The organism is Afipia birgiae 34632 (assembly GCF_000308295.2).
In the GTDB taxonomy this organism is placed as follows: Bacteria; Pseudomonadota; Alphaproteobacteria; order Rhizobiales; family Xanthobacteraceae; genus Afipia; species Afipia birgiae.
This window is the reverse complement of sequence record NZ_HG326653.1, coordinates 720,934-735,465: the sequence shown is the minus strand read 5'-3', so window position 1 is coordinate 735,465 and position 14,532 is coordinate 720,934. Positions and strand designations below refer to the sequence as shown.

15 protein-coding genes are annotated in these 14,532 nt (G+C 62.6%); 14 read left to right on the top strand and 1 reads right to left on the bottom strand.

Annotated elements, in window-relative coordinates; all coding sequences use genetic code 11:
* Positions 1-135 precede the first annotated feature (135 nt).
* A complete protein-coding gene (locus tag BN32_RS17465) occupies positions 136-1,137 on the bottom strand; it encodes an adenosine kinase (protein ID WP_019199048.1) in 1,002 nt (333 codons plus the stop codon).
* A gap of 126 nt (positions 1,138-1,263) precedes the next feature.
* Here BN32_RS17465 and murJ point away from each other — a divergent pair, with 126 nt between their 5' ends.
* The 14 genes from murJ to BN32_RS17395 all read left to right on the top strand — a co-directional run bounded on the left by murJ (position 1,264) and on the right by BN32_RS17395 (position 14,509).
* The gene (gene murJ / locus BN32_RS17460) at positions 1,264-2,820 is read left to right on the top strand and encodes a murein biosynthesis integral membrane protein MurJ (protein WP_019199049.1); all 1,557 of its coding nucleotides are present in this window, start codon (positions 1,264-1,266) and stop codon (positions 2,818-2,820) included.
* A gap of 63 nt (positions 2,821-2,883) precedes the next feature.
* Positions 2,884-3,921 (top strand): tryptophan--tRNA ligase, encoded by a 1,038-nt coding sequence (trpS, locus tag BN32_RS17455; RefSeq protein ID WP_019199050.1) that lies wholly within the window; start codon positions 2,884-2,886, stop codon positions 3,919-3,921.
* Positions 3,922-4,122: 201 nt separating this feature from the next.
* Positions 4,123-4,617, top strand: a complete 495-nt coding sequence (locus tag BN32_RS17450; RefSeq protein ID WP_040426628.1) for a universal stress protein — start codon at positions 4,123-4,125, stop codon at positions 4,615-4,617.
* A gap of 122 nt (positions 4,618-4,739) precedes the next feature.
* Entirely contained in the window at positions 4,740-5,306 is a 567-nt protein-coding gene (locus tag BN32_RS17445) for a NifU family protein (protein ID WP_019199052.1), read from the top strand.
* Between the two features lie 185 nt (positions 5,307-5,491).
* The gene (gene tsaB / locus BN32_RS17440) at positions 5,492-6,181 is read left to right on the top strand and encodes a tRNA (adenosine(37)-N6)-threonylcarbamoyltransferase complex dimerization subunit type 1 TsaB (protein WP_019199053.1); all 690 of its coding nucleotides are present in this window, start codon (positions 5,492-5,494) and stop codon (positions 6,179-6,181) included.
* Between the two features lie 2 nt (positions 6,182-6,183).
* Positions 6,184-6,690, top strand: a complete 507-nt coding sequence (rimI, locus tag BN32_RS17435; protein WP_019199054.1) for a ribosomal protein S18-alanine N-acetyltransferase — start codon at positions 6,184-6,186, stop codon at positions 6,688-6,690.
* Between the two features lie 208 nt (positions 6,691-6,898).
* Positions 6,899-7,348, top strand: coding sequence for a Fur family transcriptional regulator (locus tag BN32_RS17430; RefSeq protein ID WP_019199055.1), 450 nt, complete (start codon positions 6,899-6,901; stop codon positions 7,346-7,348).
* The gene (locus BN32_RS17425; RefSeq protein ID WP_019199056.1) at positions 7,345-8,043 is read left to right on the top strand and encodes an HAD family hydrolase; all 699 of its coding nucleotides are present in this window, start codon (positions 7,345-7,347) and stop codon (positions 8,041-8,043) included. Before BN32_RS17430 ends, BN32_RS17425 begins: the two co-directional genes overlap by 4 nt.
* 107 nt (positions 8,044-8,150) lie before the next feature.
* The gene (gene miaB / locus BN32_RS17420; RefSeq protein WP_019199057.1) at positions 8,151-9,554 is read left to right on the top strand and encodes a tRNA (N6-isopentenyl adenosine(37)-C2)-methylthiotransferase MiaB; all 1,404 of its coding nucleotides are present in this window, start codon (positions 8,151-8,153) and stop codon (positions 9,552-9,554) included.
* A 4-nt stretch (positions 9,555-9,558) separates the two neighbouring features.
* On the top strand, positions 9,559-10,608 hold the full coding sequence (locus BN32_RS17415) for a PhoH family protein (RefSeq protein WP_019199058.1): 1,050 nt from the start codon (positions 9,559-9,561) through the stop codon (positions 10,606-10,608).
* Between the two features lie 50 nt (positions 10,609-10,658).
* The gene (gene ybeY, locus BN32_RS17410; protein ID WP_019199059.1) at positions 10,659-11,165 is read left to right on the top strand and encodes an rRNA maturation RNase YbeY; all 507 of its coding nucleotides are present in this window, start codon (positions 10,659-10,661) and stop codon (positions 11,163-11,165) included.
* A gap of 1 nt (position 11,166) precedes the next feature.
* Positions 11,167-12,297: a hemolysin family protein gene (locus BN32_RS17405; protein ID WP_019199060.1), complete on the top strand. Its 1,131-nt coding sequence runs from the start codon at positions 11,167-11,169 to the stop codon at positions 12,295-12,297.
* Complete coding sequence (gene lnt, locus BN32_RS17400) at positions 12,294-13,895, top strand: apolipoprotein N-acyltransferase (RefSeq protein ID WP_019199061.1); 1,602 nt, start codon at positions 12,294-12,296, stop codon at positions 13,893-13,895. Before BN32_RS17405 ends, lnt begins: the two co-directional genes overlap by 4 nt.
* A gap of 197 nt (positions 13,896-14,092) precedes the next feature.
* Positions 14,093-14,509, top strand: a complete 417-nt coding sequence (locus tag BN32_RS17395; protein WP_040426880.1) for a helix-turn-helix domain-containing protein — start codon at positions 14,093-14,095, stop codon at positions 14,507-14,509.
* The last annotated feature ends 23 nt before the right edge of the window (positions 14,510-14,532 follow it).

Genomic DNA, 14,532 nt, shown 5'->3' with positions numbered 1-14,532 from the left:
TATGGATGCAGGGGACGACGGCTTCAAGAACCATCGCGGTTAACGGTAGGTCACCCGATCGTGAACGATTGGCGCATCGTGGCAGCCCCGGCCAGGACGGCTGATCAGCACAGAGGATATGACCTGGCCGTCGTTCTAGACCGGCAGGCCCGCCGCCTGTGCCAGAGTCTTGAGGGACGCCTGCGGCCGCGCGCCGATGTGCTGGATCACCTCCGCGGCGGCGAGCGCGCCAAGCCGTCCGCACTGCTCATGGCTCAAACCGCGCACGATGCCGAACAGGAATCCGGCCGCGAACAGATCGCCCGCGCCCGTGGTGTCCACCACCTGCTTCACCGGAAATGCCGGAACCGGCGTCACCTTGTCCTTCGCAGCGACCACGCAGCCTTTTTCGCTGCGGGTGACCACAGCGAGTTGAGCATCGCCGCGCAATTGCGCCAGCGCCTTGTCGAAATCATCCGTTTGATAGAGCGAGGTCAGTTCGGCCTCGTTGGCGAAGACCAGATCAACCGTCTTGGTCCGGATCAGATCGAGGAATTCGTCGCGGTAACGGCCGACGCAAAATGCATCGGACAGCGTCAGCGCCACGCTGCGATTGTTGTCGTGAGCGATTTTGGAAGCTTTGAGAAAAGCCTCTTTCGCGTTGGCCGGATCCCACAGATAACCTTCGAGATAGACGATCGAGGAGGCCGCGATCTGCGCCGGATCGATATCGGCGGGCGACAGATCCTGCGCCGCGCCCAGATAGGTGTTCATGGTGCGCTCGCCGTCCGGCGTCACCAGAATGTAGGAGCATCCCGTCGCAGGGCCATCGGTCGCGGCCGTCGTCGTGAACGCAACGTTCGCCGCGCGGATGTCGTGACTGTACATGCGGCCGATCTGGTCGTCCTTGATTTTGCCTACATACGCCGCCTTCGCGCCAAAACCCGCCACGCCGAAAATGGTGTTCGCCGCCGAGCCGCCGGACATCTCGATGGCCGGGCCCATGGCCTCATAAATCGCGGCAGCGCGCGCCTCGTCGATCAAAGCCATCGAGCCCTTGGCCATGCCGTGCTGACCGAGAAAGGCGTCGTCGGTCTGCACCAGAATATCGAAGATGGCATTGCCGATTCCGAGAACGTCGTATGTCGCTGCGGTCATTAATGATAATCCTGCTGGGCGGGGGCCGGAACCGGCAAAAGCTGGTAGTTCATGGGGCCATGAAGGTCCGGCGACCTATCACGACAATGAGCCCGCCAGCAAGCATGTGATCCGCAGAATAGTTCGATGATCCGTCACATCCTCACAGTCTCGACCGGAACGCTGGCGTCGCGAACGCTGGGGTTCTTGCGCGACGCCCTGATCGCGGCGCTGCTCGGAGCCGGTCCGATCGCGGACGCGTTTCTGGTCGCCTTCCAGTTCATCAATGTGACGCGCCGCTCCTTCACCGAGGGCGCACTGAACGCCGCGCTGGTGCCGCATTATCTGCGCGTGCGGGAATCCGAAGGCGCGGCCGCCGCCGCAGCCTTCGCCGGACGTGTGCTCGGCAGCGTCAGTCTCATTCTGATCGGCATTGCGCTTGTACTGACATTGCTGATGCCGCTCGTCATCGCAGTGCTGGCGCCGGGATTTGTCGGCCGCGAGACCTTACAATTCGCTATCAACGACGCACGGCTGATGATGCCCTATTTCGCATTCGTCGGCCCCTCCATCGTGATGATCGGCGTCCTGAACGCCGAACACCGTTTCATGCTCACCGCATTTTCGCCTGTGTTGTTCAACATCACCATGATCGTCGTGCTGGTCGTGCTGCTGGTCTGGCGGCACGAGCCCTTGTTCTCGGCGACCGTTATCGCCGGCGCGGTCGGCGTCGCCGGCTGCCTGCAAATGCTGATCCTGATTCAGCGCAGGCCGTGGCGCGACGGCATCGCCACGCCGGTCCGGATTTCATTCGACCCGCAAATTCGCGGGTTTCTGCGCAAGGGCATTCCCGGCATGGTTGCCAACGCCGGCCCGCAATTCCTGATCGTCGGCGGCGCCATCATCGCCTCAAGCACGCCCGCCGCAGTGTCGTGGCTGTATTTCGCCAATCGCCTGATCGAATTACCGCTCGGCATGGTCGGCGTGGCGATGGGCACGGTGCTGGTGCCGGAACTCACCCGCGCCATCCGCAACGGTGACCGCCAGGCTCTGATGCAGGCAGAATCCCGCGGGGCTGAACTCGCGACTGCGCTGGTCTTGCCGGCGACGCTCGGCCTGATCCTGCTCAGCGAGCCGATCATCCGCGTGCTGTTCGAGCGTGGCGCATTCACGCCGGCGGATACCGCTGCCACCGCGCAGGCGCTGTCGATTCTTGCGCTCGGCCTGCCCGCGCACGTTCTGGTCAAGGTGCTGGCGCCGGCGTTTTTCGCGCGCGAGGACACCAAAACGCCACTGGCTGCAACACTGCTCGGCATCGCAACGGCGGTGGTCTGCGGATTGTTCTTCGGGCACGCCTATGGCGCGAGCGGCGTCGCCGCCAGCATCTCGCTCGGCGCATGGTTCTGCGCCGCCGTGCTGGCCTGGCGCGGCGCGGCGACCTTCGGCTTTTCCATCGACGCCACCGCGCGGCGGCGGCTGCCGCGCATCGCGATGTGCGCGGCGGCGATGGGCGCGATGCTTTTCGTCGCAGAATCCTTCGTGTCCCCGGTGACGGCCACGGCAGGCTTTCCGGCCCAGATCACCATTCTCGGCGGGCTGGTGGCGGCCGGCGTGTCGTTCTACGGCCTGCTGCTGGACCTGTTCGGCGTGGTGAGCTGGGGCGAAGCCATCAGCAATTTGCGCGATGGCGGCTTGCGCGAGTAGCGCCGGCACGGCTAAAGACGCGCAGATAAAACGGCTGCCGGACGACGGCACGGGAATTGTAAAATGGCTGCAAAAGAACTGGTTTTTTCAGGCGTCCAGCCGACGGGCAATCTGCACCTCGGCAACTATCTCGGCGCGATCGTCAACTTCGTCAAACTCCAGGACACCCACAACTGCATCTACTGCGTGGTGGACCTGCATGCCATCACCGTCTGGCAGGATCCCGCCGAACTGACGCGCACGATCCGCGAGGTCACCGCAGCCTTCATCGCCAGCGGCATCGATCCGAAGAAGCACATCGTGTTCAACCAGAGCCAGGTCTCCGAACACGCTGAACTCGCATGGGTGTTCAACTGCGTGGCGCGGCTCGGATGGCTGAACCGCATGACCCAGTTCAAGGAAAAGGCCGGCAAGGACCGCGAGAACGCATCGGTCGGTCTCTACGCCTATCCGAACCTGATGGCTGCAGACATTCTCGTCTATCGCGCCACCCATGTGCCGGTCGGCGAAGACCAGAAGCAGCATCTCGAACTGGCGCGCGACATCGCTCAGAAATTCAACAACGACTTTTCCGACTCGATCCGCGCGCACAATTTCGGCGAGAAGTTCTTCCCGATGCCGGAGCCGCTGATCACCGGCCCCGCCACCCGCGTGATGTCGCTGCGCGACGGCACCAAGAAGATGTCGAAATCGGATCCCTCCGATTACTCGCGCATCAACCTCACCGACGACGCCGACAGCATTGCGCAGAAGGTCCGCAAGGCGAAAACCGATCCGGAACCGTTGCCGAGCGAGGAAGAAGGCCTGAAGAACCGTCCCGAAGCCGACAATCTGGTTGGCATCTATGCGGCATTGTCAGGACAGCCGCGAACGGACGTGCTGCGGGAATTCGGCGGCGGACAGTTCTCCGGCTTCAAGTCGACACTGGTCGATCTTGCGGTCTCCAAACTCGGGCCGATCGGCGCGGAAATGAAGAAACTGACGCAGGACGCCGCCTATGTGGACGCGGTGCTGGCCGACGGCGCCGATCGTGCGCGCGTCACTGCAGCGGAAACCATGAATGCGGTGAAGGACATCGTCGGTTTCATCCGCAAAAAGTAATACCGTTTCAACTCCATGTTGTCGTTATGGCCGGACATACCCGTTCGAAGGACGGTGTCTCTTCCGCTTGCCTATGTCCCGGCAAACTCACATTTTTTGGCTTCACGAATTCGCGAATCAAGTTCCGTCAAGCCTCTTCTCACCTTGTCGGCGCGCCCTCGCGCATGGCAGCATGATGCCGGTTCATCATCCGGGACATGCATGAGCAGCCAACGACGAAGTTACGAGCAGGGCCACAAGCCGAAATGTCTTGTCGTCGTTGACGACACCGCAGAGGGCGACCGCGCGGTGTATTACGCAAGCCGCTGGGCGGTCCGCGTCGGCGGTGGCGTGGTGATGCTGCGTGTTATCGACACCGGGGACCGCAACCAGCAATGGCTCGGCGTGGCCGACATCATGCGCGCGGAGGCCGAGGAGATCGCGAATGCGGCGCTCGACCGCGCCTCGGGCCGCGCCAACGGTATCGCAGCCATCACCCCGGAACGGGTGATCCGCGAGGGCGATCCCGGCGAGCAGATTCTCGACGTCATCGACAGGGACGTCGACATTGCGATGCTCGTTCTGGCGGCGAGCGCCGGCGCCGAAGGGCCGGGCCCGATCATCACCATTCTGGCGAAAACCGCCGGGACATTTCCAATCCCTATCACCGTGGTGCCCGGCAATCTCAGCGACAGCGACCTCGACGCGCTGTCATAAAGGCGGCGGACACCCGCCATGCGCCCTTGATCGGGCTTTTTCAGCCGCCATCTGTGCTATAGGGAACCCCTCACTTAACCCGTTCGCGCCGGCCTTGAACCGGCGATGCGCCGGAGATTTCGATGTTTATCCAGACCGAAGCGACCCCCAACCCCGCCACCCTGAAGTTCATTCCCGGCCGTGCCGTGCTCGACACCGGCACCATGGAATTTACCGACCGTGATTCCGCCACCCGCTCTCCGCTGGCCGAACGTCTGTTCGCCGTGCCAGGCGTCACCGGGGTGTTTTACGGCTCCGATTTTGTGACCGTCACCAAGGACGACAGCGACTGGCAGCACCTCAAGCCGGCGATCCTTGGCGTCATCATGGAGCACTACATGTCCGGCGCGCCACTGCTCGCCGACGGCCAGGTGGCAGACGGCGACGCACCACATGCTGAAGAATTCTTCAGCGAAGCCGACACCGAGACGGTCGCGATCATCAAGGACCTGCTCGAGACGCGTATCCGCCCGGCAGTCGCCGGTGACGGCGGCGACATCACCTTCCGGGGCTTCAAGGACGGCATCGTCTATCTCGATATGAAGGGCTCCTGCGCCGGCTGCCCGTCATCGACCGCGACGCTGAAGCATGGCATTCAGAACCTGCTGAAGCACTTCATTCCGGACGTTGTCGAAGTCCGGCCGATGTGACCGGCTGAGTTCAGATTTATTCCATGTTACGTCATGGCCGGGCTTCGTCCCGGCCATGACGATTCTTGGACACGGTATCCTCCCAACCGGGTCACCGGGACAACCCTGGCGATGGCAGGGTGTTTGCATCCAGTTGGCGTTCTTGGGCATTTCTTGGAAACCTCCAACGGTGCTAGATCACGTCCATGATCGTTCTTGCCATTGATACCGCGCTGGATTATTGCGCCGCCGCCGTCCTGGATGCCGGCGCACGGACCATGATCGCGCATGAAACGCTGGAGATGAAGCGCGGCCATGCCGAGGCGCTGATGCCGCTGATCGCGCGCGTTATGAAAACCTCTGGCCTGCGTTATCTCGACCTTGACCGCGTCGCCGTCACCACGGGACCCGGCAGCTTTACGGGATTGCGCGTCGGCATCTCCGCGGCACGCGGCATCGGCCTCGCCGCCGACAAGCCTGTGATCGGCCTCACCACCCTGTCGGCCTATGTCGCGCCGCTGGTCGCCGAGCAACAAGACCAGCCGATTGTCGCTGCGATCGATGCCCGGCACGACCATGTTTATTTTCAGGTCGTCGCCGGCAACGGCGCCGCCCTGATGCGGCCAGCCGTCGTTCCGATCGAAGACACCTTCGTGGCTTCGCGTTTCGGCGCGCTGCGCATGGTCGGCAATGCCGCGCGCATCCTTGCGGATCGATGGCCGCGCAACGTTCCGGCGCCATCCCTGGTCGATCCCAGGCCTGGTCCCGATATCGCATGGGTCGCACGGATCGGAGCCGCCACCGAGCCGGATGCCGCTCCAGCCAAGCCCTTCTATTTACGGCTGCCCGATGCCAAGCCGAAGGCCGGCTTCTCCCTGCCCGACGCTCGTTCATAGCCATGTCACGCCTCCCCGCATTTCTCGCCAGCTTGTTTCCGCAACTTTTCAAGCGGCCCGATGCCACGGTCGAACCCGCGAACCTGCGCGATGCGCCGCGGCTGTCGCAACTGCACCGTGCCTCGTTTCATCGCGGCTGGGGTACGGACGAATTCGAACAGATTCTGATCGAGCGCAACGCACTCGCGCATCGTCTGCGACTCGGCGGATCCACCATCGGCTTTATTGTGTCGCGCACCGCAGCGGATGAAGCGGAGATCCTGTCGGTTGCCGTTGCCCAGAAGCATCGCGGGCAGGGCTTCTCGCGCGATCTGCTGCGCACGCATCTTGGACATCTCGCGGGGCTCGGCCTGAAAACCGTATTTCTCGAAGTCGAGGAAAACAACCGTCCTGCCCGCGCTCTTTATGAACGCGCCGGATTTCGCGTCGTTGGCCGCCGCGAACGGTACTACAAGGACGCCAGCGGCGAACAATTGAACGCTGTCGTGATGCAACGAGACTTGTCGTAAGCTCCCTGCGGTGGCAAAACACGCTGGTGTGGTGGTTCGCAAGTCCGCAACCTTTTCTCAGCACGTCCATTTGCGGACTTGCGAACCAAAACCACACCAGAATAATAATTTCTAGTGTCCTTTTGAATCCGAAGTTCGCTATGGAACGCGCCGCAAAAGCAGGCGAACTTCGGATTCAGGACACTAGGTACCCACTGGAACCAACACCATGACGGCCCTCAAATCCATGCCTCCCGGCAAGCATACGGATATCGAGAAACGCTGCGCGGCAGCCGGCATGCGCATGACCGAGCAGCGCCGCGTCATCGCGCGCGTGCTGGCAGAAGCCGTGGACCATCCCGACGTCGAGGAGCTGTACCGGCGCTGCGTCGCGGTCGATGACAAAATCTCGATCTCGACGGTCTACCGCACAGTGAAGCTGTTCGAGGACGCCGGTATCATCGAGCGTCACGATTTCCGCGAGGGCCGCGCCCGCTACGAGCAGGTGCCCGAGAGTCATCACGACCATCTCATCAATCTGCGCGACGGCAAGGTGATCGAATTCACCTCCGAGGAAATCGAAAAGCTCCAGACCGAAATCGCGCGCAAGCTCGGCTACAAGCTGGTCGATCACCGGCTCGAGCTCTATTGCGTGCCGCTGGACGACGACAAGACTTGAGCACTTCGTCCCCTTACGACCTCATCATCTTCGATTGCGATGGCGTCCTTGTCGACAGCGAGGCGCTCGCATGCGTCGTTCATGCCGAAGTGTTGACGGAGTACGGCTACACGATCACCGCCGCGCAGGTGCATGAGCGTTTCCTCGGGCGTTCGGCGCGCGAAGCACGGCTTGAGGTCGAAAGCGAACTCGGTCGCGTTCTGCCCGACACCTATACCGTACAACTGCGGGCGACCATCGATCGGGTGTTCGGCGAAAAACTCACACCCGTTCCGCACATCGCCGAGACGCTCGGCAGATTGTCGCAGCGGACCTGCGTGGCGTCGTCAGGTACGCCGACGCGCATTCGCAGCAGCCTCGGCACCACCGAACTGATCGACTACTTCGCGCCCAACCTGTTTTCGGCGATGCAGGTCGAGCGCGGCAAACCCGCACCTGACCTGTTTCTGTTCGCCGCCGCGCAGATGAACACGCCACCGGCGCGATGCCTCGTCATCGAGGACAGCGTTCCGGGCGTCACCGGCGCGCGTGCCGCCGGCATGGCCGTGATCGGATTTACCGGCGGCAGCCACTGCCGCCCCGGGGACGCCGACCGGTTGCGCGCGGCCGGCGCCACAATCGTCATCGACGATATGCGCGATCTGCCGGCCCTGACCGCGCAAACCCTGAATCGCGATGAAATAACAGTCATTTAGCCTGTTTTTCGGTGATCCGGACACCGTGCGGTCGCTGGATTTCGCCAGCCTTTATCTATATCTGAAGCGCCAGAAAGCGGCCGGGAGCGCCGCCCGTCAGGATCTTAATGACCACGCCGCGCAAGCTGCACATCAAGTCATACGGCTGTCAGATGAATGTCTACGATGCACAACGCATGGTGGACACGCTGGCGCCTGAGGGATTCGTGGAGACGGCCAGTGTTGATGACGCGGACCTCGTGATCCTCAATACCTGTCACATTCGCGAGAAGGCATCCGAGAAGGTCTATTCTGAACTCGGCCGCCTGCGCACCGCCAAGGACGAGGCTGCACGCAACGGCCGCGAGATGCAGATCGCGGTCGCAGGCTGCGTCGCACAGGCGGAGGGCAGCGAGATCATCCGCCGCGAACGCGCCGTCGATATCGTGGTCGGCCCACAGAGCTATCATCATCTGCCGCAACTGCTCGCGAAGGCAAAGACCGACGGCCGCGCCATCGAAACCGAATTCCCCGTCGAAGACAAATTTGCGTCGCTGCCCGATCCGAAGCCGGCCGTAATCCGCGCACGCGGCATCTCGTCTTTCGTTACTGTGCAGGAAGGATGCGACAAGTTCTGCACCTTCTGCGTGGTGCCTTACACGCGCGGCATGGAAGTATCGCGTCCAGTTGCGCGCATCATCGACGACGTCCAGCGCCTCGCCGACAATGGTGTGCGCGAGATCACGCTGATCGGGCAGAACGTCAACGCGTTTCATGGCGACGGCGGCGACGGCCAGCCGTGGTCACTCGGCCGGCTGCTGTATCGTCTCGCCGAGATTCCAGGCATCGTCCGCCTGCGTTACTCGACCAGCCACCCCCGCGACGTTGATGAGGCGCTGATCGAAGCCCACCGCGACATTCCCGCCGTGATGCCGTTCGTGCATCTGCCGGTGCAGTCCGGCTCCGACCGCGTTCTGGAGGCGATGAACCGCAAGCATACCGCCGCGGATTACGCCCGGACCGTCGAACGGTTCCGCAAGGTGCGTGAAGACATTGCATTTTCATCGGATTTTATCGTCGGATTTCCCGGCGAAACCGAGGAAGATTTTTCGGCCACACTCGCGCTGGTCCGCCAAATCAGTTACGCTGGCGCCTATTCGTTCAAGTATTCCCCCCGCCCCGGAACGCCGGCCGCGGACATGCAGGAGACGGTCACGACCACGGTGATGGACGAGCGATTGGCGCGGCTCCAGGAGTTGATCGACAGCCAGCAGGCTGCCTTCAACGCGGCAGTGATCGGCAAGACGATCGATGTGCTGTTTGAGCGTGCCGCGCGCAATCCCGGTCAGATCGTCGGTCGCACCGCTTATCTGCAACCTGCTCACGTCATGGCGTCGCCCGACATTATCGGCCAGGTGCTGCCCGTCGCCATCGACAGCCTCGAACGCTACAGCCTGATCGGCGCCCTCGCCGGTTCCGCGCCGTCGCCCGTCGCGCCACTTTCCCATCCCGCCATGACCCCCGGAGCCTGAACCCTTGCCAAAAAGCGCATCGGATTCGCCGACACTCGCCCCAGGCCGCAAGCACGACGTTCAGACCCCGCACGAAGCCCAGATCGTCGTCGCCTTTGACGACAACGGCGCCGCCTCCGCCCTGGTCGGTCCCTACGGACAAAACCTCGCTTTGATCGAGCGCCGGCTCGGCGTGGTCGCCGACTCGCGGGGCAACCACATCACCATCGCAGGTTCCCGCGACGGCTGCGACGCAGCGCGACGGGTGCTCGAAATGCTCTACGAGCAGGCGGTGCGCGGCCAGGACATCGCGCAGGGTGATGTCGAAGGCGCGATCCGCGCCGTGATTGCACAGGGCTCTCTGTTCGAGTTCGACCCGAAGACGGCAAAATCGCAGTTCGAGGAAATCAATCTGCGCAAGCGCCCCGTGCGCGCCAGAACAGCTGCGCAGGATGCCTATATCCGCGCGCTGAAGCGGCACGAACTGGTATTCGGCATCGGTCCCGCCGGCACCGGCAAGACATGGCTGGCCGTGGCGCAGGCCTGCCAGCTGTTCGAGCGCAAGGAAGTCGATCGCATCATCCTGTCACGTCCGGCCGTGGAAGCCGGCGAACGTTTGGGTTTTTTGCCCGGCGACATGCGCGAGAAGGTCGATCCTTATCTGCGGCCAATCTACGACGCGCTCTACGACCTGATGGATTCGCGCATTGTCGAGCGCGGCCTGCAAAGCGGGGAAATCGAGATCGCGCCGCTGGCGTTCATGCGCGGCCGCACACTCACCAACGCGGCGATCATTCTCGACGAGGCGCAGAACACCACGTCGATGCAGATGAAAATGTTCCTGACGCGGCTTGGCGAGAACAGCCGCATGATCATCACCGGCGACCCGAGCCAGGTCGACCTGCCCAACGGCCAGCCGTCGGGACTCGCGGAAGCGGCCAAACTGCTCGACGGAGTCGAAGGCATCACACAGGTGAAATTCACCGCTCAGGACGTGATCCGTCATGAACTGGTGGCACGGATCGTCGCCGCTTACGAAGGCGCGCCGAAGCCCTCCGACACCGGCAAGCCTTGATCCATTCATCGCAACCGAGCTGACCGATAACGGTAAACAAGATTAGTGATATGATGCCCGCCCACATTCCCGCGACCGAAGTGCTTGTGACGGCTGACTGCTGGGCCCGTGAGAGCGGCGCCGAGACCACCATCCACCGCGCCATCGAAACAGCGGCTTCCATGGTCGATGCCGACACCGGCGACGCCGAGATCGCGGTCATGCTGACCGACGACGCCGGCATTCGCACCCTCAACAAGAACTGGCGGGGCATCGACAAGCCCACCAATGTCCTGTCGTTTCCTGCGCTGCAGCCGGAGCGCGCATCCAGTGGCGATGCGCCGCGGATGCTTGGCGACATCGCGATCGCCTATGAAACCACACGCAGCGAGGCCGACACCGAGCACAAGCCGTTCGATCACCATCTCAGCCATCTGGCGGTGCACGGTTTCCTGCATCTGATAGGCTATGATCACGAAAACGACGACGATGCCGAGATCATGGAAGGTCTCGAGCGGGATATTCTTGCGCAGCTCGGGATTCCCGATCCCTACGCGCATGACGACCAGGTGAACTGAAGTGCCCGACTCTCTTGCCGAAAAATCCGACGATAGTCCCGATCCGCAACGATCGGGCAATCTGCCGGTCCCCGTGCAACATGGCGAGGTACTGCGCCCGTCGTCCGAACTATGGTTGATGCGTGCGCTGCGTGCGCTGTTTGGATGGAAGGCAGGGTCTGCCCGTGCCGATCTTCAGGTGGTGCTCGACGCCACTGCGCCCGACGAAACCAGTTTCACCACGGTCGAGCGCACCATGCTGCGCAACATCCTGGGACTGCACGAGCGGCGCATTGCCGACGTCATGGTGCCGCGCGGCGACATCGTCGCGGTTAAACGGGATATTTCGCTGGGCGAATTGATGAGTCTGTTCGAAAGCGCGGCCCATTCGCGCCTCGTGGTCTACAACGATACCCTCGACGACCCAGAAGGCTTCGTTCACATCCGCGACCTGCTCGCCTTCATGACATCGAAGGCGAAGGTGGCGGACGAAGTCAACGCCAAGCGCAAGAAGCCTTTTCCCGCCGGCCTCGATCTGCGTTCGGTCGATCTGCGCATGCAGCTGTCCGACGCCAGCATCATGCGCAAGCTGATCTATGTTCCGCCATCGATGCCCGCCATCGATCTGCTGGCGCAGATGCAGGCGACGCGCATCCATCTCGCGCTGGTGGTCGACGAATATGGCGGCACCGACGGCCTGGTATCGATCGAAGACATTGTCGAACTGGTGGTCGGCGAAATCGATGACGAGCACGATAGCGATGAGCCGGCGTCCGTCGTCCGGCAATCCGACGGATCGTTCATCGCAGATGCGCGCGCCAGTCTTGAAGACGTGCAGTCCGTGGTCGGCGAGGAGTTTGACACCGGTGAAGCCGGCGAGGAGGTCGATACGCTCGGCGGCTATCTGGTGACGCAGGTTGGCCGTCTGCCAGTGCGCGGCGAGGTCATCGCCGGACCGGGCGATTTCGAGATCGAAGTGCTCGACGCCGATCCGCGCCGCGTCAAGCGCGTGCGCATCGGGACCCGTAAGGATCGCTCTAATTTGCGCCACCGCGAGTTGCGTCGCCGCGAAGCGGCGAATGATGCTGCCCAGGCGCAAGCCAACAATCCGGCCAATCCGGCGTCACCCAGCGACGGCGCCGGCAGCCGATGACATCATTCCGCGCTCTGATCGCCGGCATTATCCTGTCATGGGGATGGAAGCGCGCGATGATCGCGTTGGTCGCGGGGGCCCTGTCGGCGCTGGCGATGGCGCCGTTCAATGCATGGCCGATCCTGTTTCTGACCATGCCGGTGGCGGTCTGGCTGATCGATGGCGCGAGCGCCGGACGTCTCGGCGGCCTTCCGGCCGCAGCGCTCAGCGGATGGTGGTTCGGCTTCGGCTATTTCGTCGCGGGACTCTACTGGGTGGGTTACGCATTTCTCGTCGATGCCGAAACGTTCGCATGGCTGCTTCCGTTCGCCGTGATGGGCCTGCCGGCAGGCCTCGCGCTGTTCATGGCCTTCGGCTTTGCACTGGCGCGCCTGATCTGGACTGCGGATGCATTTCGCATCCTCAGTCTCGCCAGCGCGCTCACGGCCAGCGAATGGCTGCGCGGACATATTCTCACCGGCTTCCCGTGGAACGCTTTTGGTTACGCGTTGACCGAACCGCTCGCGCTGGCGCAGACCGCTTCGCTGATCGGGCTGTGGGGATTGACGTTCATTGCGGTGGCTGTGTTCGCAAGTCCCGCCGTGCTGGCTGATGATCGTGTCACCACGCGCCGCCCCTGGATCGCGCTCGCCGCTTCTCTCCTCCTTCTTTGTGCGATGGGCATCTATGGCGCGCTACGCCTTGCCAGCCAGCCGACGCAGTTTGTCGATAAGGTCAAGCTGCGCCTGATGCAGCCGAACCTGCAGCAGGATGTGAAGTTCAACTACTCGGCCCGGCAGATGGTGATGGACAAATACCTGTCGCTGTCGGACCGCGCGACCGGACCACAGTCGAGCGGCGTCCGCGACGCGACGATCCTGATATGGCCCGAGTCCGCGTTTCCGTTTTTCCTGACCCGTGAAGCCGATGCCATGGCGCGGATCGCCAACCTGTTGCCGCAAGGAACGGTGCTGGTCACGGGCGCGATCCGCCCGCCCGACCAGCCCGCCGGGACACAGGTCACTCGCGCCTACAATTCAATCTATGTCATCGATCACGACGGTACGATCCTGTCGGTGTACGACAAGCTGCATCTCGTGCCGTTCGGCGAGTATCTCCCGTTCCAGTCGGCGATGGAAAGACTCGGCTTCGTTCAGCTCACCAAGGTGCGCGGCGGATTCATTCCGGGTGACCGGCGGCGTACGATGACGGTGCCGAATGCCCCGCGCATGCTGCCGCTGGTTTGTTACGAAGCGATCTTTCCGGGTGACATTCTGCCGGGTGACGATCGCCCCAGCTGGATCGTTAATCTGACCAATGACGGCTGGTTCGGAATCTCGACCGGTCCCTACCAGCACTTGCAGCAGGCGCGATTGCGAGCTGTCGAGGAAGGACTCCCCCTCGTACGCTCGGCGAACACCGGCATCTCTGCCGTGATCGATCCGCTCGGCCGAATCATCGCACATCTGGAACTCGGCAACGAAGGCGTGCTCGATTCCGCCTTGCCAAAGCCTGCACCGGCCACGCTTTTCTCGCGGGTCCGGGATATCCCCGCAGCACTGGCGATAGCATTGTCGACTGTCATCGTTATTCGCCGGCGCGTGAAACAAAAGCCCTGAAGCGAGCGTACCTTCATCGTGCGATAGCGCGTAACTGCATGACGGAACCGGGCGATAGAGCGCCGCCGTAACCTAAATTCTTCAGCAAGTGCATGACTAACGTTTGACGTTCCCGCGGTTGGCAGCGTATGCCGGTTAGAACGCTGCGTTTCGGTTCGGTTCGTTGTATTCAGTATGCCGGTGGCGTGGAGCTTGAGATGACGACCAAGGCCCCAAATCCCGTTGACAAGTATGTCGGCAGCCGCGTGCGCATGCGCCGGATCATGCTTGGCATGAGTCAGGAAAAACTTGGCGAGGCGCTTGGCCTCACATTTCAGCAGGTCCAGAAATACGAGAAGGGCACCAACCGCATCGGCGCAAGCCGCCTGCAACAGATTTCCGATATTCTTCAGGTGCCTGTTTCGTTTCTGTTCGAAGGCGGGCCGGCAGGTCCGAATGCACTGGCGGGATTGAGCGAAGCGCAGTCGCCTGCCTACGTTGCGGATTTCCTCGCCACCTCCGAAGGGTTGGCGCTCACCCGGGCTTTCACCCGGATCACCGACGCCAAGCTCCGCCGCAGTATCGTGGAACTCGTCGAACAGATGGCGGCACGCGAACAACCCGACCCCACGTAAGTTCGCAGGCACAGATAATCGCC